The organism is Streptomyces sp. NPDC051909 (assembly GCF_040681095.1).
Classification (GTDB): domain Bacteria; phylum Actinomycetota; class Actinomycetes; order Streptomycetales; family Streptomycetaceae; genus Streptomyces.
On record NZ_JBFAYA010000001.1, the window covers coordinates 488,835 to 507,966 of the forward strand.

The 19,132-nt window shown below is 71.6% G+C and carries 16 protein-coding genes; 14 read left to right on the forward strand and 2 right to left on the reverse strand.

Annotated elements, in window-relative coordinates; genetic code table 11:
• Positions 1–44 precede the first annotated feature (44 nt).
• From AB0M18_RS02490 to AB0M18_RS02500, 3 genes are all read left to right on the forward strand, one after another.
• Positions 45–1,625 carry a methylmalonyl-CoA mutase family protein gene (locus AB0M18_RS02490; protein WP_365754816.1) on the forward strand — a complete coding sequence of 527 codons (1,581 nt, stop codon included), beginning with the start codon at positions 45–47 and terminating at the stop codon, positions 1,623–1,625.
• A gap of 78 nt (positions 1,626–1,703) precedes the next feature.
• Positions 1,704–2,357: a leucine efflux protein LeuE gene (leuE, locus tag AB0M18_RS02495; protein WP_365754818.1), complete on the forward strand. Its 654-nt coding sequence runs from the start codon at positions 1,704–1,706 to the stop codon at positions 2,355–2,357.
• 62 nt (positions 2,358–2,419) lie between these two features.
• A complete protein-coding gene (locus AB0M18_RS02500) occupies positions 2,420–3,241 on the forward strand; it encodes a MerR family transcriptional regulator (RefSeq protein ID WP_365754820.1) in 822 nt (273 codons plus the stop codon).
• 13 nt (positions 3,242–3,254) lie between these two features.
• Here the strand turns inward: AB0M18_RS02500 and AB0M18_RS02505 are convergent, their stop codons facing one another.
• The gene (locus tag AB0M18_RS02505) at positions 3,255–4,595 is read right to left on the reverse strand and encodes an alpha-2,8-polysialyltransferase family protein (RefSeq protein ID WP_365754822.1); all 1,341 of its coding nucleotides are present in this window, start codon (positions 4,593–4,595) and stop codon (positions 3,255–3,257) included.
• The gene (locus AB0M18_RS02510) at positions 4,592–5,608 is read right to left on the reverse strand and encodes a glycosyltransferase family 2 protein (RefSeq protein ID WP_365754824.1); all 1,017 of its coding nucleotides are present in this window, start codon (positions 5,606–5,608) and stop codon (positions 4,592–4,594) included. The genes AB0M18_RS02505 and AB0M18_RS02510 overlap by 4 nt, the downstream gene beginning before the upstream one ends.
• A gap of 199 nt (positions 5,609–5,807) precedes the next feature.
• Here AB0M18_RS02510 and AB0M18_RS02515 point away from each other — a divergent pair, with 199 nt between their 5' ends.
• From AB0M18_RS02515 to AB0M18_RS02565, 11 genes are all read left to right on the forward strand, one after another.
• A complete protein-coding gene (locus tag AB0M18_RS02515; protein WP_365754825.1) occupies positions 5,808–7,127 on the forward strand; it encodes a DUF6716 putative glycosyltransferase in 1,320 nt (439 codons plus the stop codon).
• Positions 7,127–8,326, forward strand: a complete 1,200-nt coding sequence (locus AB0M18_RS02520; RefSeq protein ID WP_365754827.1) for an acylneuraminate cytidylyltransferase — start codon at positions 7,127–7,129, stop codon at positions 8,324–8,326. The genes AB0M18_RS02515 and AB0M18_RS02520 overlap by 1 nt, the downstream gene beginning before the upstream one ends.
• A 12-nt stretch (positions 8,327–8,338) precedes the next feature.
• Entirely contained in the window at positions 8,339–9,235 is an 897-nt protein-coding gene (locus tag AB0M18_RS02525) for an N-acetylneuraminate synthase family protein (protein WP_365754830.1), read from the forward strand.
• Complete coding sequence (locus AB0M18_RS02530; RefSeq protein WP_365754832.1) at positions 9,232–10,407, forward strand: hypothetical protein; 1,176 nt, start codon at positions 9,232–9,234, stop codon at positions 10,405–10,407. Before AB0M18_RS02525 ends, AB0M18_RS02530 begins: the two co-directional genes overlap by 4 nt.
• A gap of 116 nt (positions 10,408–10,523) precedes the next feature.
• Positions 10,524–11,756 carry an amidohydrolase gene (locus AB0M18_RS02535; RefSeq protein ID WP_365754834.1) on the forward strand — a complete coding sequence of 411 codons (1,233 nt, stop codon included), beginning with the start codon at positions 10,524–10,526 and terminating at the stop codon, positions 11,754–11,756.
• 302 nt (positions 11,757–12,058) lie between these two features.
• A complete protein-coding gene (locus AB0M18_RS02540; protein ID WP_365754836.1) occupies positions 12,059–13,114 on the forward strand; it encodes a BMP family ABC transporter substrate-binding protein in 1,056 nt (351 codons plus the stop codon).
• 116 nt (positions 13,115–13,230) lie between these two features.
• Positions 13,231–14,943 (forward strand): ABC transporter ATP-binding protein, encoded by a 1,713-nt coding sequence (locus tag AB0M18_RS02545; RefSeq protein WP_365754837.1) that lies wholly within the window; start codon positions 13,231–13,233, stop codon positions 14,941–14,943.
• Positions 14,940–16,058, forward strand: coding sequence for an ABC transporter permease (locus AB0M18_RS02550; protein ID WP_365754839.1), 1,119 nt, complete (start codon positions 14,940–14,942; stop codon positions 16,056–16,058). Before AB0M18_RS02545 ends, AB0M18_RS02550 begins: the two co-directional genes overlap by 4 nt.
• On the forward strand, positions 16,055–17,320 hold the full coding sequence (locus AB0M18_RS02555; RefSeq protein ID WP_365754841.1) for an ABC transporter permease: 1,266 nt from the start codon (positions 16,055–16,057) through the stop codon (positions 17,318–17,320). The genes AB0M18_RS02550 and AB0M18_RS02555 overlap by 4 nt, the downstream gene beginning before the upstream one ends.
• A complete protein-coding gene (locus AB0M18_RS02560) occupies positions 17,317–17,721 on the forward strand; it encodes a cytidine deaminase (protein ID WP_365754843.1) in 405 nt (134 codons plus the stop codon). The genes AB0M18_RS02555 and AB0M18_RS02560 overlap by 4 nt, the downstream gene beginning before the upstream one ends.
• Positions 17,722–17,804: 83 nt before the next feature.
• Positions 17,805–19,082: a thymidine phosphorylase gene (locus AB0M18_RS02565; RefSeq protein WP_365754845.1), complete on the forward strand. Its 1,278-nt coding sequence runs from the start codon at positions 17,805–17,807 to the stop codon at positions 19,080–19,082.
• Positions 19,083–19,132 lie beyond the last annotated feature (50 nt).

Sequence of the window (19,132 nt, forward strand, 5' to 3'; positions counted from 1 at the left end):
GCCGACAGGCGAAGACTGACCGTCCGATCGGGAGGCACACGCACATGGCGCGCGAGTCGGAGTCCGGACTGCCCATCGAGCCGGTCTACGGACCGGACGCGCTGCGGGACTGGGATCCCGCCGAGAAGCTGGGCGAGCCCGGCGCGTACCCCTTCACCCGCGGGGTCTATCCGTCGATGTACACCGGCCGGCCGTGGACGATGCGCCAGTACGCGGGCTTCGGCACCGCCGTGGAGTCCAACGCCCGCTACAAGCAGCTGATCGCGAACGGCACCATGGGCCTCTCGGTCGCCTTCGACCTGCCCACCCAGATGGGCCACGACTCGGACGCCCCGATCGCGCACGGCGAGGTCGGCAAGGTCGGCGTCGCCATCGACTCGATCGACGACATGCGGGTGCTGTTCGACGGCATCCCGCTGGACAAGGTCTCCACGTCGATGACGATCAACGCGCCCGCCGCCCTCCTGCTGCTGCTCTACCAGCTGGTCGGCGAGGAGCAGGGCGTGACGGCGGACCGGCTGACGGGCACGATCCAGAACGACGTGCTGAAGGAGTACATCGCCCGCGGCACGTACATCTTCCCGCCGCAGCCCTCGCTGCGGCTGATCGCGGACATCTTCAAGTACTGCCGGGCCGAGATCCCCAAGTGGAACACCATCTCGATCTCCGGCTACCACATGGCGGAGGCCGGGGCCTCGCCCGCGCAGGAGATCGCCTTCACCCTCGCCGACGGCATCGAGTACGTCCGCACGGCCGTCGCCGCCGGCATGGACGTGGACGACTTCGCCCCGCGCCTCTCCTTCTTCTTCGTGGCGCGGACCACGATCCTGGAGGAGGTCGCCAAGTTCCGGGCGGCCCGCCGGATCTGGGCGCGGGTGATGCGGGAGGAGTTCGGCGCGCGGAACCCCAAGTCGCTGATGCTGCGCTTCCACACCCAGACCGCCGGCGTGCAGCTCACCGCCCAGCAGCCCGAGGTCAACCTGGTGCGGGTCGCCGTCCAGGGCCTCGCGGCGGTGCTCGGCGGCACCCAGTCCCTGCACACCAACTCCTTCGACGAGGCCATCGCGCTCCCCACGGACAAGTCGGCCCGCCTCGCGCTCCGTACCCAGCAGGTCCTCGCGTACGAGACGGACGTGACGGCCACCGTCGACCCCTTCGCCGGCTCCTACGTGGTGGAGAGGATGACCGACGAGGTCGAGGCCGCCGCCCTGGAGCTGATGCGGAAGGTCGAGGACCTGGGCGGCGCGGTCCACGCGATCGAGCGCGGCTTCCAGAAGAACGAGATCGAGCGCTCCGCCTACCGGATCGCCCAGGAGACCGACTCCGGCGAGCGGGTCGTCGTCGGCGTCAACCGCTTCACCGTGGACGTCGAGGAGCCCTACGAGCCGCTGCGCGTCGACCCGGCGATCGAGGCCCAGCAGGCCGAGCGCCTGGCCCGGCTGCGCGCCGAACGCGACCGGGCGGCGGTGGACGCGGCGCTCGCGGAGCTGAAGAAGGCGGCGGAGGGCACGGACAACGTCCTCTACCCGATGAAGGCGGCGCTCAAGGCGCGGGCCACGGTGGGCGAGGTCTGCGACGCGCTGCGCCAGGTCTGGGGCACGTACGTCCCGACCGACGCGTTCTGACCATCTCGGCGGAAGGCGCCCATTCCACCTGTCGAAACTCAAAGCGGAGGGTCGTACCGGTGTGCGACACTCCGCTTCATGCTGGGTGTCACCGATCTGCCGACCTACCTCGCCGGGCTCGTCCTCATCATCCTCCTGCCGGGGCCGAACTCGCTGTACGTGCTGTCCGTCGCCGCCCGCAAGGGCACCCGGACCGGATACCAGGCCGCCGCCGGGGTGTTCACCGGCGACGCCGTCCTGATGACACTCGCCGCCCTCGGCGCCGCCTCGCTGCTCCAGACCACCCCGCTGCTCTTCATGATCGTGAAGTACGCGGGCGCGGGATACCTGGCCTGGATGGCGTACGGGATGCTGCGCGCCGCCCGCGAGATGTGGCGCACCCGGCACGAGACGCCGGCCGACGAGCCCGTCGCGCAGGAGACCGGCCCGTCCGAGCACCCGTACCGCCGCGCGCTGATCATCAGCCTCTTCAACCCGAAGGCGATCCTCTTCCTGATCTCCTTCTTCGTGCAGTTCGTGGACCCGTCCTACGCCTACCCGGCGCTGTCCTTCCTGGTCCTCGGCACCCTGCTCCAGCTCGGCAGCTTCCTCTACCTCACCACCCTCATCTTCAGCGGCACCCGCCTCGCCGCCGCCTTCCGCCGCCGCAGGCGCCTCTCGGCCGGCGCCACCACGGCCGCGGGCGCCCTCTTCCTCGGCTTCGCCGCCAAGCTCTCGCTCGCCGGCGCCTGACCCGGCCGGGGCTCGACCCGCTTGACCCTCACACCATGTGAGGCCGTTGCGTAGGGGGCGTCATGTTCACTATCGGAGACTTCGCCCGGCACGGGCGGGTGTCGGTCCGGATGCTGCGTCATTACGACGCCGTCGGACTGCTTCGCCCGGCCCGTGTCGACCCGCACAGCGGCTACCGCCACTACGAGGCGGCGCAGCTCGCGCGGCTCAACCGTGTCATCGCGCTCAAGGAGCTCGGCTTCACCCTGGAACAGGTGCGGGCGATCCTCGACGAGCGGGTGGGGGTGGAGGAGCTGCGGGGGATGCTGCGGCTGCGGCAGGCCGAGCTGGAGACCGCCGCCGCGGAGGCGGCGGCGCGGCTCGCGCGGGTCGGGGCGCGGCTCCGAGCCATCGAGAGCGAGGGACGCATGTCCACACAGGACGTCGTCGTGAAGAGCATTCCGGCCGTGCGGATCGCCGAGCTGAGCGCGGTCGCCGCGAGCTTCGGCCCGCACGACATCAGCCCCGTCATCGGACCGCTGTACGACGAGCTGTGCGGCCGCCTGGAGGCCGCCGGGGTCAGGGAGTTCGGGCCCGGGATCGCGTACTACGAGGACGCGGGCCGCGGTGACGGCTCGGTCCTGGTGCACGCCGGGACGACCGTCCCGGAGGGGACGGTCGTGGAGGGCGTCGAGGTCCACGTCCTGCCCGGGATCGAGGAGGCGGCGACCGTCGTCCACCGCGGCTCGATGGACCAGATCCTGCCGACCGCCCAGACCCTGGCCCGCTGGATCGAGGCCAACGGGTACGTGGCGCAGCACTATGCCCGGGAGTTGTACCTGGAGTGCCCGGAGGACCGCTCGCAGTGGGTCACGGAGATCCAGGAGGCGATCACCCGCGCGTAGCGCCCCGGTCCGGTCACCGCCCGCCCAGCGCCCGCCGCTTCAGCTTCAGCGCGCGGCGGGCCAGGCGGCGCAGGCGCGGGTGGCGGGGGACCGGGAGGCCGCCGGGCAGGCCCAGCGAGGTGAGCCGGCGGCGGGTGAAGTGGTGCCGGGTGCCGGCCGCGAGCGGGCCGGAGAGGTGGCGTACGGCCGCCTCCCGCAGGTCCGGGCGGACCTTCGGCTGCATCGCGAAGCCCACCGCCGCGACCAGGCTCTGGAGCTCCGGTACGGCCAGGGCCTCGCGGGCCGGCTCCTCCAGGTCGGGGACCAGCGAGTCCACCAGGGCCACCGGCACCCGGTTGCTGTTCTGGTACGGCGTGAGCCGGGCGAGCAGCGGCCGGGTGCCGACCTTCGCGGTCTCGATCCCGTAGAACGCGCTCGCCGTGAACAGCGCCGTCGAGAAGCAGCCCACCACGAGCGCGGGCCGCAGCTCCCGGTAGAGCATCTCGGCGAGCACCGGCCGGTCCTCGACGGTCAGTTCGGCGCCGAGTGCCGCCGCCTCCCGCACCAGCGCCCGCGACCAGGCGTCGGGGGCCGTCGGGTGCGGCTTGAAGACGAGCCGGCGGTGGCCGCGGGCGACCGCGCCGCGCACCATCTTCAGGTGCAGTGCGCCCTCCTCCTCGGGGGTGAGGAGGGAGAGCGCCGCCAGGTACTGGCCGAGGAGAAGGGCCGGGCCCTCCGCGTCGGCGGGCCCGGTCGCGAGGGGGCCGGACAGCTCCTCGACGACCTTGGTGAAGGCCTCGGTCGGCACGGTCTCGGCGACCGCTCCGAACTCGGCGAGGAGCAGCGGTTCGAGTCCCGGCACCAGGTCCAGGTGGAGCAGTCGGCGCACCCGTTCGCCGACCAGCGGGTCGATCTTGTTGCGGGTGGGGCCGTAGCTCATCAGCCCGTCCGCGTACACGTCGATCGACGCGTCCGGGAGCAGCTGGGCGATCGTCAGCGCGGGCGCGACCTGCAGGGACTCGACGACGAGTTCGATCCGGTCGGTGCCGAGGCCCCACAGGCGCCGCAGGTGCCGCTGGAGCATCGGCAGGTCGTCGGCGCGCGGGGTCCAGCCGCCGGGGTGCAGCGGCTCGATCGTCGCGTTCCAGTCGAGGACCTCGTCGAAGCGGCCGCGCAGCTTCTCGAAGCCGGGCATGCGGTCGAGCGGTGTGGTGGTCTCGGGGACGGCGGCGTTGGTGGAGACGAGCAGCACCCGCCGGTCGGCCGGGCCGAAGCAGCCGCTGTCGAGGGCGGCGGCCAGGGTGGCGGCGCCGTACAGGGTGGAGGCGTAGAAGATCTGGGTGGTCTTGCGCGTCTTCCGGGCGGTGCGGTTCATGCGGCGTTCGTCTCCAGGGCGGCCGGGCGCGGGGCCGGTGCGGCCGGGGCGGGGGCGGGGCGGCGGCGCTTGAGCCGACGCAGCGGGCCCGCGCGGTCCTCGCCCATCGCCGTCAGGGCCTCGGCGAGCACGTCCTGCGGCAGCCGGCGCAGCGCGCCCGAACTCATCGCCCGCAATTGCCGTCCGACCTCCGGTTCGAATTTGGCCATGTTCCCGATGTGGTGGGAAATCACCGCGCAATAGGTGCGGACGGCTTTCGGCAGCAACTGTTCCGCGTCCGGATCATTCTTCGTCTCGTCGATCACCTGATCGAAAGCGCGGATGAAATCGAGCTGTCGGACATCGCCGATCTGCGTGAGCGAGGTGGCCACTCCGCGCCGGTAGAAGATTCCGAGCTCGCCGCTGACCGCGAAGGATTCCGCCTCGCGGTGCAGCCGCCAGATCCACGGCCGGTCCTCGGCCGTCCGGAGGCCGTGCGGGAAGTGCAGCAGACCCCGGTCGAGCAGCCGCCGGTGGTACAGCCCGGCCCAGGCGTACGGATAGTCCACCGAGGTCGTGCGGTCGGCGGGCAGGATCGCGTCACGCGGCCGCAGCACCTCCCCGCGCCGGCCCACCGGCACCTGCCGCACCGACCGGCCGCGCCCGGTCACCCGGACGTAGTCGGTGCGCAGGAAGTCGCAGTCCAGCTCGTCCATGGTGGCGACCAGGCGCCCGTAGAAGCCGGGGGAGAGCCAGTCGTCGCCGTCCAGGAAGGCCAGGTAGGCCCCGCGGGCCGCGTCCAGGCCGGTGTTCCGGGCGGTCGCCAGGCCCTCGTTGCGCGCGTGCCGCAGCACCCGCGCCCCCGGGATCTCGCGCTCCGCGCGTTCCAGGAGCTCCGGGGTCCCGTCCGTCGAACAGTCGTCGACGAGAAGGAACTCGAAGTCCTCGCGGGCGTTCGCGCGCAGGCTTCTGAGGGTGTCGGGGGCATATGTCTGCACGTTGTAGAACGGCACGACGACGGAGAGCTTGACCACGAAGCCGACGCTAGGCGCCGTCCCGGCATTCGTCCTGACCGGTAAGGGGATGCCCGGTGAACACAAAGCGGCGAGCCCCTTAACCACCCCGGATGAACTCCCCTTCCTGTCCGTTTCCCGCCCTGCGTCATGGTGCTGTTAACCATTTGTTGTGGCCCAGTTGGGCTGCGAATCCCCGAGCCCTCCTAGCGTCCTGGACGTGCCATCACGTACCGATCGAACGGTGCGCGTCGCCGTTCTCGCCGACTCCGACACCCGGTGGAAATGGGGCGTGCTCACCGCACGCAGAATCAGCCCCGCAAGCGGCGCCGAAAGCGCCCCCGCTCCCGCGGGATTCGTGCTGCGCGGCCGCGCCACCCCCACCACCCGCCAGCTCGCCGAGACCGCGGTGTCCGACACCGCGCCCCGCGAGGTGACCGGCGCGGAGTTCCTGCGTGAGGTGCGCGACGCCGCCGAACGCGGCGAGGGCTACGACGTCGTCGTGCTCGCCCTCGTCGGCGGCACCGTGCGCGCCGTGCTCCAGGGCATCGCCGACCTCGGACTCGACCGCCGCCCGGTGCTCGTCACCGGCTACGTCGGCGTCGTCTACGAGAAGCTCGCCGACGGCCTGCTGCTCCGCCACGGCGCGGACGTCGTGCTCGCCAACTCCCGCCACGACGCGGAGCGTTTCCGCGCCGTGTACGAGGGCGTCGGCGCCGACCCCGGCTCGGTCGTCGAGGCCGCCCTGCCGTTCCTCGGCGGCGCCCCGCACAAGCTCGAACCCGGCCGCGACACCCTGGTCTTCGCCGCGCAGCCCTCGGTGCCCGTCACCAAGGCCGAACGCGCCTACGTGCTGCGCCGCCTGGTCGGGCACGCCCGGCTCCACCCGGACCGCGAAGTGCTCCTGAAACTGCGCTCCCGGCCCGGTGAACACACCACGCACCTGGAGGAGTTCCCGTACCAGAAGCTGGTCCGCGACCTGCCCACCCCGCCCAACTTCCGTCTCGTGTACGGACACATGGGCGAGGTCCTCGACCGCACCGACCTCCTGGTCACCGTCTCCTCCACGGCCGCCCTCGAAGCCCTGCACCGGCGCATCCCCACCGCGATCCTCACCGACCTCGGGGTGCGCGAGGCGCTCGGCAACCACCACTTCATCGGCTCCGGACTGCTCGCCTCCTTCGACGCCCTCGACCAGGGCGCCGTCCCCGAGCCCGACGAGGAGTGGCTCGCCCGCCAGGGCGTCGGCGCCGAGGGACTGCCCGGCGGCATCCCGTACGAGAAGGCCTTCGACGCCGCCCGCGAGCGGGTCGCCGAACTCCTCGCCGGCCCGCCGCCGCCGCCGGTCGCCCCGTACTACACGGCCGAGACCGCCGGCGGCTACCTGCCCGGCATCCTCGCCCGCCACCGACTCGACCTCACCGCGCCCGAACCCCGCGAGAGCGGGGTGCGCCGGATCGTCCGCGAGGCGGCCCGCGGCGCCTACCGCCACGGCGTCCAGCGCGTGGCCCCCGTCATCCGCCGACTGGGAGAACTCTGATGCCCACCCCCACCGTGCTCGCCGTCATCCCCGCACGGGGCGGCTCCAAGGGCGTCCCCGCCAAGAACCTCGCCCCCGTCGCCGGGATCCCGCTGGTCGGCCGGGCCGTCCGGGCCTGCCTCGGCGCACCGGCCGTCACCCACGTCGTCGTCTCCACCGACGACCCGGCCATCGCGGACACCGCCCGCGCCTACGGCGCCGAGGCCGTCCGCCGCCCCGCCGAGATCTCCGGCGACACCGCGACCAGCGAGTCCGCCGTGCTGCACGCCATGGACGCCTTCGAGGCCACCCACGGCCGCGCCGCCGACGTCGTCCTGCTCGTCCAGTGCACCAGCCCCTTCCTGACCGCCGTCGAGGTCGACGAGACCGCCCGCCGGATCACCGAGGGCGCCGCCGACACCGCCTTCACCGCCGCCCCCAGCCACGGCTTCCTCTGGCGGGAGAACGACGGCGGCGCCCTCGGCGTCAACCACGACAAGGCCCACCGGCCGCGCCGCCAGGACCGCGAGCCCGAGTACCTGGAGACCGGCTCGGTCTACGCGATGGCCGCGGACGGCTTCCGTACCCACCGGCACCGCTTCTTCGGCCGCACCGAACTCGTCGTCACCGACCCGGCCCGCGTCCTGGAGATCGACGACCCGCACGACCTGGCCCGCTCCCGGGCCCTCGCGCCGCTGCTCGACGAGCCGGTCACCCCGGCCCTCGCCGACGTCGACGCCGTCGTCCTCGACTTCGACGGCACCCAGACCGACGACCGCGTCCACATCGACGCCGACGGCCGCGAGTTCGTCTCCGTGCACCGCGGCGACGGCCTCGGCATCGCCGCCCTGCGCAGGGCCGGCGTCCCGCTGCTCATCCTCTCCACCGAGCAGAACCCCGTCGTCGCCGCCCGCGCCCGCAAGCTCCGCATCCCCGTGCTGCACGGCGTGGACCGCAAGGACCTCGCCCTCAAGCAGTGGTGCGACGAACAGGGCGTCGACCCGCAGCGCGTGCTCTACGCCGGCAACGACGTCAACGACCTGCCCTGCTTCCACCTCGTCGGCTGGCCCGTCGCGGTGGGCAGCGCCCACGACTCCGTACGGGCCGCCGCCCGCGCGGTCACCGACACCCCCGGCGGCTCCGGAGCGATCCGCGAGATCGCCGCCTGGCTCCTCGGACCCGAGCTCCACATCCCCGAGCCCCACACCCCCGACGCGTAAGGAACCACCATCATGAGCAGCAACCGTCTCCGCACCCTCGGCGCCAAGACCGCCGGCCCGGGCCGGTCCGTGTACATCACGGGTGAGATCGGCATCAACCACAACGGCGACCTGGACAACGCCTTCGCGCTCATCGACGTGGCCGCCGAGGCGGGCTGTGACGCCGTCAAGTTCCAGAAGCGCACCCCGGAGATCTGCACCCCGCGCGACCAGTGGGACATCGAGCGCGACACCCCGTGGGGCCGCATGACCTACATCGACTACCGCCACCGCGTGGAGTTCGGCGAGGACGAGTACCGCGCCATCGACGAGCACTGCAAGAAGCGCGGCATCGAGTGGTTCGCCTCCCCGTGGGACACCGAGGCCGTCGCCTTCCTGGAGAAGTTCGACGTCCCCGCCCACAAGGTGGCCTCCGCCTCCCTCACGGACGACGAGCTCCTTCGCGAGCTGCGCGCCACCGGCCGCACGGTGATCCTCTCCACCGGCATGTCGACCACGAAGCAGATCCGCCACGCGGTCGAGGTCCTGGGCAGCGACAACATCCTGCTCTGCCACGCCACCTCCACCTACCCGGCCAAGGCCGAGGAGCTCAACCTGCGCGTCATCCAGACGCTCCAGGAGGAGTACCCGAACGTCCCGATCGGCTACTCCGGCCACGAGACCGGCCTCCAGACCACCCTCGCCGCGGTCGCCCTCGGCGCCGCCTTCGTCGAGCGCCACATCACCCTCGACCGCGCCATGTGGGGCTCCGACCAGGCCGCCTCCGTCGAGCCGCAGGGCCTGCAGCGCCTGGTCCGCGACATCCGCACCATCGAGACCGCGCTCGGCGACGGCGTCAAGAAGGTCTACGAGTCGGAGCTCGGCCCGATGAAGAAGCTCCGCCGCGTCCAGGGGCTCGTCTCCGCATGACCGGCCAGCTGGCGTTCGTCGAGAGCCCGGTCCAGCTGCTGAACGTCCTGGAATGGGCCCACGCGTCCACCCTCCGGCCCGTCCCCCCGACCGCCCGGCTGGACGGTGTCCCGCGCCAGCCGGCCCGACGGGGGCGGGGCCCCCGGACGGAACCGGGGGCCCCGGCGGCCCCCGGCCAGGACGGGACCGACGGCTCCGCCGTCACCGCGCCCTCGCTCGCGCACGCCGGCCTCACCGTGGTCGTCCTGTCGCCCACCGACCCCATGTCCCGCGGGCAGCTGCGCCGCATGGCGCAGCTCGCCCGGGACGAGGGGGTCACCGTGAAGTGGCAGGAGGCCCGGCAGGGGAGGGGGGCCCTGGTCACCACGCTTCGCGAGCTCGCCGGGCCGCTGCGGGCCGCGGAGCGGGTGATCGTCGGGGACCCCTTCTCGCGCTACGTCCAGCTGCTGCTCGGCCTGTACGGGCCCCGCCGGGTCACCGTCGTCGACGACGGCACCGCCACCATGGAGTTCGCCGCCCAACTCGCGCGCGGCGAGCGCCTGGTGCGCTGGCACCGGAGGGGCGGCAGCCGCGGGCCGCGCGAGCTGGTGCTCGCGCCGGTCACCTCGCTGGCCCGCCGCAAGCTCGCGCCGGGCCCGCGCCGCACCGTGGAGATCTTCACCTCGCTGCCGGTCGAACCGCCCGAGGGCACCACGGTCACCCCCAACGACTTCGCCTGGACCCGGTCCCGCTTCGGCCCGCCCCGGCTCACCCGCGGCGCCGACCTGGTCGGCACCTCGCTCGTGGAGACCGGCGTCGTCGACCCCGACGAGTACCTGCGGGCCGTCACCGTCCTCGCCCGCACCCACGGCGCCACCCGCTACTTCGCCCACCGCCGCGAGAGCACCGAGAAGCTCCACCGGATCGCCGTGGAGACCGGCCTCGAAGTGGTCCGCCCCGATCTGCCGCTGGAGCTGATCGCCCGCCGCGGCCCCGTCGGCCGCACCATCGTCAGCTTTCCGTCCACGGTCGTGCACACCCTGCCACTGGCCCTGGCCGGCACCGGCGTGAAGGTCGCCGTCTGCGAGATCGCCCCGGAGTGGCTCCGGGAGAACGCCTCCCCGCGCGCCCAGGGCTTCCTGGCCGGCGTCGCCGGCACCGCGACCGGCACCGAAAGGCTCGAATTCGGTTAAGCGTACCCACAGAGGGTGACCGTCATGCCCAGGGAATGAGATTTCTTTCCCCTAAGGGGCTGAACTTTTCGTGATCATCGGGCAGTTGACCTGTCTGGGGGCCTACCCTTCAAAAGGTGAACCAGTTGAAGTCCCGTGAGCCCGGCCCCGGGGCGGCGCCCGCAGCGCTGCCCGGAACGCTGTCCGAACCCCTGCGTGCCGAACTGATCGCGTTCCGCAGGGACTTGCACATGCATCCCGAGCTCGGCAACCAGGAGTTCCGTACCACCGCCGCCGTCAAGGCCCGGCTGGAGGCCGCGGGGCTCCGCCCGCGTGTCCTGCCCGGCGGCACGGGGCTCGTCTGCGACATCGGGACCTGGGACCGACGGCGGCCCATGCTGGCGATCCGCGCCGATCTGGACGCGCTGCCCATCCCGGACGTGAAGACCGTCCCGTACCGCTCCACCGAGCAGAACCGCGCCCACGCCTGCGGCCACGACGTCCACACCACCACCGTCCTGGGCGCCGGGCTCGTGCTCGCGGAGCTCGACCGCCAGGGCCGCCTTCCCGCGGCCGTACGGCTGCTCTTCCAGCCCGCCGAGGAGGTGCTGCCCGGCGGGGCCGCCGACGCCGTCGAGGCGGGCGTCCTGGACGGGGTCGGCCGGATCATCGCCGTGCACTGCGACCCCAAGGTCGACGCGGGGAGGATCGGGCTGCGCACCGGGCCCATCACCTCCGCCTGCGACCGCCTGGAGGTGACCCTCGACGGCCCCGGCGGGCACACCGCCCGCCCGCACCTCACCACCGACCTGGTCACCGCCGCCGCCCGGATCGCGGTCGACGTGCCCGCCGTGCTCGCCCGCCGGGCGGACGCCCGCTCCGGCCTCTCGGTCACCTGGGGCCGGATCGAGTCCGGGCACGCCCCCAACGTCATCCCGCAGCACGCCGAGCTCTCCGGCACCGTCCGCTGCCTCGACCTGCCCACCTGGCGCGAGGCCCCCGACCTGGTGCACGCGGCCATCGACGAGATCGCCACGCTGCACCGCGCCAAGTCGACCGTCGACTACGTCCGCGGCGTCCCCCCGGTGGTGAACGACCCGGTCGTCACCGAGCTCGTCCGCGACGCCATGACCGCCCGGCGCGGCCTGGACTCGGTCGAGGACACCGAGCAGTCCCTCGGCGGCGAGGACTTCTCCTGGTACCTGGAGCACGTCCCCGGCGCCATGGCCCGGCTCGGCGTGCGCACCCCCGGCGACACCCGGGTCCGCGACCTGCACGCGGGCGACTTCGACGTGGACGAGCGGGCCATCGAGGTCGGCGTCGAGCTCTTCACGGCGGCGGCCCTCCTCGACGGCACTCCCGGACGCTGAGAGCACCCCTCGGCCAGGCGCCGAAAACCGGACTTTAAGTACGACTTAATGGGTGGCCGGACCCTGTTCATCCGTCCGGCCCAGTCCCCGGCGTGTCGGATCCGGGCCCGGCCCGAACGCCCGTACCAGCGTGTATGACGGGCGGTATCGGGCCGGACGCCGCGGGTCGCCCCCTGGCCGGTTCGCGTCGATCCGATAACGACTCATGAACGGGTCTTTAACTGACATCTACGCGCGTTACGATCGCCGCGAAACCAGCGCCGGAAGAGGCGCTTTCGGTCAGTCTTGAAGGGACCCTCCTCTTGCGCCGGATCACCAGGATCACCACCGTGGGCATCGCCGCCGCGGCGCTCGCGCTGTCCGCCACCGCGTGTGGCAAGTCGTCGACGGACTCCGGTTCGACCCCCAGCGCCAGCGCCGCCGGCAAGGCCGCCATCGCCTACGACATCGGCGGCCGCGGCGACCAGTCCTTCAACGACGCCGCCTACGAGGGCCTCAAGAAGGCCGAGGACGAGCTCAAGGTCAAGGGCGCCGAGGCCGAGCCGGGCCAGGGCGAGAGCGACGCCGACAAGGTCGCGCGCCTCACCACGCTGGCCCGCGCCGGCAACAACCCGGTCATCGGCGTCGGCTTCGCCTACGCCCCGGCCATCGAGAAGGTCGCCAAGCAGTTCCCGAAGACCACCTTCGGCCTCATCGACGACACCTCGAAGACCGGCCCGAACATCGCCAACCTCGTCTTCAACGAGGAGCAGGGCTCCTACCTGGCCGGCGTCGCCGCCGCCAAGGCGTCCAAGACCGGCACGGTCGGCTTCATCGGCGGTGTCGAGGTTCCGCTGATCAAGAAGTTCGAGGCGGGCTTCGTCCAGGGCGTCAAGGACACCAACCCCAAGGCGAAGGTGCTCACCCAGTACCTGACCCAGCCCCCGAACTTCGACGGCTTCTCGAAGCCCGACCTCGGCAAGGCCGCCGCGCAGGGCCAGCTCGACAAGGGCGCCGACGTGATCTACGCCGCCGCCGGTCTCGCCGGCTCCGGTGCGATCGAGGCCACCGCCAAGGCCGGCAAGTGGGCCATCGGTGTGGACTCGGACCAGTACAACCAGAAGGGTCTGGCCGCCTACAAGGACCACATCCTGACCTCGGTCACCAAGGACGTGTCCGACTCCGTCTACAACCTGATCAAGTCGGTCAAGGACGGCAAGCCGCAGTCCGGTGAGGTCCGCTACGGCCTCGCGGCGGACGGCGTCGGCCTGGCCACGTCGAACCCGGCGTACTCCAGCATGACCGACCTCGTCGCCGCCGTGGACCAGGCGAAGAAGAACATCGTCGACGGCAAGATCACCGTCAAGACCGCGCCGTAACGGCACCCAGGTCCTGACCTGAGGCCGCGGGCCCGGTTCCAGTGACACCCACTGGAACCGGGCCCCGGCCCCATTCCCGTACGGGATTTCAATTTTCGGCAGTGCTACGCGCGTAGATGTCCCAGCGGCACGATAACTTCGCCCCGCCCTGCCCCTCCGCTCCGACTCCTTCCGGCCAAGGAGAGTGCGTCATCAACGCGTCCAGCCCCCCTGCCGTAGAACTTCACGGCATCACCAAGCGCTTCCCCGGCGTCGTCGCCAACAAGGACATCGCGATCACCGTTCGCAAGGGCACCGTGCATGCCCTGATCGGTGAGAACGGTGCCGGCAAGTCGACCCTGATGAAGATCCTCTACGGCATGCAGAAGCCGGACGAGGGCACCATCGCCGTCGACGGCGAGCAGGTCACCTTCTCCAGTCCCGGTGACGCCATCGCCCGCGGCATCGGCATGGTGCACCAGCACTTCATGCTCGCCGACAACCTCACCGTCCTGGAGAACGTCGTCCTCGGCGGCGAGAAGCTCTACGGCATCGGCGCCAAGGCCCGCCGGAAGATCCAGGAGATCTCCGACGCGTACGGCCTCGGCGTCCGCCCCGACGCGCTGGTCGAGGACCTCGGCGTCGCCGACCGGCAGCGGGTGGAGATCCTCAAGGTCCTCTACCGCGGCGCCAAGATCCTCATCCTCGACGAGCCGACCGCCGTGCTCGTCCCGCAGGAGGTCGACGCGCTCTTCGACAACCTGCGCGAGCTCAAGTCCGAGGGCCTGACCGTCATCTTCATCTCGCACAAGCTGGGCGAGGTCCTGAAGGTCGCCGACGACATCACCGTCATCCGGCGCGGCACCACGGTCGGCACCGCCGACCCGAAGACCGCCACCACCAAGCAGCTCGCCGAGCTGATGGTCGGCACCGAGCTGCCCTCGCCGGAGACCCGCGAGTCGACCGTCACCGACGTGCCGATGCTCCAGGTCCAGGGCCTCACCCTGACCGAGGCCGGCGCCGCCGCGGCCGCCCCGATCACCACCGCCGCCCCGGCCGACCCGTCCGCCGCGGTCACGGTGCACGAGGAGCCCGTTGCCGGCCGCAAGCTGCTCGACGACATCTCGCTCACCATCCACAAGGGCGAGATCCTCGGCATCGCCGGCGTCGAGGGCAACGGCCAGACCGAGCTCATCGAGGCCCTGATGGGCATGAACTCGCCCGACGCGGGCGTCATCACCCTCGACGGCCAGGACATCTCCAAGGTCTCGGTGCGCAGGCGCCGCGAGGGCGGCATCGGCTACATCCCCGAGGACCGCCACCGCCACGGCCTGCTCCTGGAGGCCCCGCTCTGGGAGAACCGCATCCTCGGCCACGTCACCGAGGCGCCCAACTCCAAGCGCGGCATCCTCGACCCGAAGGCCGCCCGCCAGGACACCGTGCGGATCGTGCGCGAGTACGACGTGCGCACCCCCGGCATCGAGGTCACCGCGTCCTCGCTGTCCGGCGGCAACCAGCAGAAGCTGATCGTCGGCCGCGAGATGAGCCACGCCCCGAAGTTCCTGATCGCCGCCCACCCCACCCGCGGTGTGGACGTCGGCGCCCAGGCGCAGATCTGGGACGCGATCCGGCACGCCCGCCGCGAGGGCCTGGCGGTGCTGCTGATCTCCGCAGACCTCGACGAGCTGATCGGCCTGTCCGACACCCTCAAGGTCATGTACCGCGGCAAGCTGGTCGCCGACGCCGACCCCGCCACCATCACGCCCGAGCAGCTGGGCTCCGCCATGACCGGCGCGGCCACCGGCCGGCTCGAAGGCACCGAGCAGCCCGAAGACGGTGACGCCCGATGAAGAAATTCGACAAGGACAAGCTGATCATCGGGGCCGCCGGCCCCGTGCTCGCGCTGGTCTCGTCCTTCGTGCTCACCGTCCTGGTGCTGCTCGCGACGGGCCTGGACCCGATCGAGCCGATCCGGCTGATGATCGAGAACGCCGGGTACTCCGACGTCCAGGTCCTCATCATCAACTACGCGGGAACCCTGTATCTGGCGGCCCTGGCCGTCGCCATCGGCTTCCGGATGAACCTCTTCAACATCGGCGTCGAGGGCCAGTACCGCCTCGCCGCGATGGTCTCGGCCCTGGTCGGTGCCGCCGTCGAGCTGCCCGGTCCGCTGCACATCCTGCTGATCGTGGTCGTCGCCATCGCGACCGGTGCCCTCTGGGCCGGTATCGCGGGCGTCCTGAAGACCACCCGCGGTGTCTCCGAGGTCGTCTCCACGATCATGCTCAACGCCATCACCACCTCTCTGGTGGCCTGGCTGATCCTGCCGAAGAACTTCGGCGTCCAGCCCGAGGGCTCCAACGACCTCACCACCGGTCAGATCGCCGAGTCCGGCTGGTTCCCCGGCATCGACATGGGCGCGGGCGCCGGCGAGATCTACGGCTTCACCTTCGTCGCGCTCGCCCTCGGCGTCGTCTACTGGTTCGTCCTCAACCGGACCCGCTTCGGCTTCGACCTGCGGGCCACCGGCGAGAGCGAGTCCGCGGCCCGGGCCAGCGGCGTCGACGCCAAGAAGATGATCCTCACGGCGATGCTGATCTCGGGAGGCCTCGCCGGTCTGGCCGGCATGCCGATCCTGCTCGGCGAGTCGCACACGTACAGCCTGGCCTTCCCGGTCAACGTCGGCTTCACCGCCATCACCGTCGCCCTGCTCGGCCGCAACCACCCGGTCGGCATCCTCTTCTCGGCCCTCCTCTTCGCGTTCCTCGACAAGGCGTCGTCGACCCTCGACATCGAGGGTTACCCGAAGGAGATCACGCAGATCATGCAGGGCATCATCGTGATCGCCGTGGTCGTCTCCTACGAGCTCGTCCGCCGTTACGGCCTCCGCCGCCAGCAGCAGAAGGTCGGCGAGGAACTGGCCGCCGGCGGCGCCCTCAAGACCGACAAGGAGGTGGCGGCATGAGCACCGGCACCGTTGCCAAGCCGAGCGCCGCGCCCAAGAAGGCGGGCGGCCGCCGCAAGCTGACCTGGCCCTGGATCCTGCTGATCGTCGCGGCCGGCCTCGTCCTCTTCTCGATGGTCCGGGTGATCTCCGGCGCCGACGACCTCACCTCCGTCGGCCAGGTCTCCGGCGCGCTCCAGCTCGCCGTGCCGATCGGCATGGCCGGTCTCGGCGGTCTGTGGGCCGAGCGGGCGGGCGTCGTCAACATCGGTCTCGAAGGCATGATGGTCCTCGGCACCTGGTTCGGTGCCTGGGCCGGCTACCAGTGGGGCCCGTGGACGGGTGTCGTCGTCGGCATCCTCGGCGGCGCGCTCGGCGGTCTGCTGCACGCGATCATCACCGTCACGTTCAACGTGAACCACATCGTCTCCGGTGTGGCGATCAACATCCTCGCGGTGGGCTTCACCCAGTACCTGTCGAACTTCACGTTCGCCGAGGCCGAGGGCGGCTCCTCCAAGCAGTCCCCGCGCATCGACCAGATCACCGACATCACCATTCCGGGGCTCTCGGACTGGCTGACGGACCTCCAGCAGAAGCACTGGTTCCTGATCTCGGACATCGCCGGCATCCTCGGCGGCCTGGTCACCAACCTGTCGCTGCTGACGGTCGTGGCCGTCCTGCTGGTCCCGGCCACCTGGTGGGTGCTGTGGCGTACGGCCTTCGGCCTGCGGCTGCGCTCCTGCGGTGAGAACCCGGTCGCGGCCGAGTCGCTCGGCGTCAACGTCTACAAGTACAAGTACATCGCCGTCGTCGTCTCCGGCGGCCTCGCGGGCCTCGGCGGCGCGTTCCTGGCGATCGTCTCCACCGGCATCTACCAGGAGGGCCAGACCGGCGGCCGCGGTTACATCGGTCTCGCCGCGATGATCTTCGGCAACTGGATGCCGGGCGGCATGGCGATGGGCGCCGGCCTGTTCGGCTTCACCGACAGCCTCAAGCTGCGCGGCGGCGCCGAGAACGTCCACGCGCTGCTGCTGCTCGTCGCGGCGCTGCTCGTGATCGCCTTCCTGTGGCAGCTGTGGAAGAAGAAGTACGTGTCGGCCGGCATCGCCGCCGCCTTCTCGGTCGCCTTCTTCCTCTGGTACGCGCTCACCGACGAGGTCCCGAGCCAGTTCGTGGACGCCGCCCCGTACATCACCACGCTGCTGGTCCTCGCCCTGTCGGCGCAGCGGCTGCGGATGCCGAAGGCGGACGGCCTGCCGTACCGGAAGGGCCAGGGCAAGTGACGACGGGCCTGGCCGAGGCCGACTGGGAGCAGCTGAGGGTCACGGCCCGGAAGGCGATGTCCCACGCCTACGCGCCGTACTCCGGCTTCCCGGTCGGCGCGGCGGCGCTCGTCGAGGACGGGCGGGTGGTCTCCGGCTGCAACGTCGAGAACGCCTCGTTCGGCCTCGGACTGTGCGCCGAGTGCGGTCTCGTCTCGCAGCTCCAGGCGACCGGCGGCGGGCGGCTCACGCACTTCGTGTGCGTGGACGGCAGCGGCGGCCCGCTGGTGCCGTGCGGCCGGTGCCGGCAGCTGTTGTACGAGTTCGGGGGCCCCGAGCTCGTCCTGGAGACGCCCGCCGGGTTCGTCACCCTGGCGGAGATGCTGCCGCAGGCGTTCGGCCCGGACCACCTGGCGAAGTAGTACCTCGGAGCGGCCCTTCCGGCACGATGGGAAGGGCCGCTCCTCCTTTCCCCCTCTATGCGCGTAGAAAGAGGCACCATCACATGGACGTCATCTCCGTCATCCGCACGAAGCGGGACAAGGGCGAGCTGAGCCCCGAGCAGATCGACTGGGTCATCGACGCCTACACCCGCGGGGAGGTCGCCGACGAGCAGATGTCCGCGCTCGCCATGGCGATCCTGCTCAACGGCATGAACCGCGAGGAGATCGCCCGCTGGACGGCCGCGATGATCGCGTCCGGCGAGCGCATGAACTTCGACTCGCTGTCCCGCCCGACCGCCGACAAGCACTCCACCGGTGGCGTCGGCGACAAGATCACCCTGCCGCTCGCCCCGCTGGTCGCCGCGTGCGGCGCGGCCGTCCCGCAGCTCTCCGGCCGCGGCCTCGGCCACACCGGCGGCACCCTGGACAAGCTGGAGTCCATCCCCGGCTGGCGCGCGCTGCTGTCCAACGAGGAGATGCTGCACGTCCTCGACACCACCGGCGCGGTGATCTGTGCGGCGGGCGACGGTCTGGCCCCGGCCGACAAGAAGCTCTACGCGCTGCGCGACGTCACCGGAACGGTCGAGGCGATCCCCCTCATCGCCTCGTCCATCATGTCGAAGAAGATCGCCGAGGGCACCGGCTCCCTGGTCCTCGACGTCAAGGTCGGCACCGGCGCCTTCATGAAGAACATCGACGACGCGCGCGAGCTGGCCTCCACGATGGTCGCGCTCGGCACCGACAGCGGCGTGAAGACGGTCGCGCTGCTCACCGACATGTCCACCCCGCTCGGCCTCACCGCCGGCAACGCCCTCGAGGTCCGCGAGTCCGTCGAGGTCCTCGCGGGCGGCGGCCCGAAGGACGTCATCGACCTGACGATCGCCCTGGCGGCCGAGATGCTGGCCGCCGCCGGCGTCAAGGACGCCGACCCGGCGAAGGCCCTCCAGGATGGCTCCGCGATGGACGTCTGGCGCCGCATGATCGCCGCCCAGGGCGGCGACCCGGACGCCACCCTCCCGGTCGCCCGTGAGCAGCATGTCGTCACCGCCCCTTCCACGGGCGTCCTGACCCGTCTCGACGCCTACGACATCGGCATCGCCGCCTGGCGCCTCGGCGCCGGCCGCGCCCGCAAGGAGGACCCGGTCCAGGCCGGCGCCGGCGTCGAACTCCACGCGAAGCCGGGCGACACGGTGACGGCGGGCCAGCCCCTGCTGACCCTCCACACGGACACCCCGGAGAAGTTCGACTACGCCCTGAAGTCCCTGACAGACGCCTGGGACATCGCGGAGCCGGGCGCGAAGTTCACGCCGAACCCGATCGTGCTGGACCGCATCGCGTGATGCCGTGATCGCCTCTGGCATGTGCCAGTGACACCTTCGGGTGAACGGGG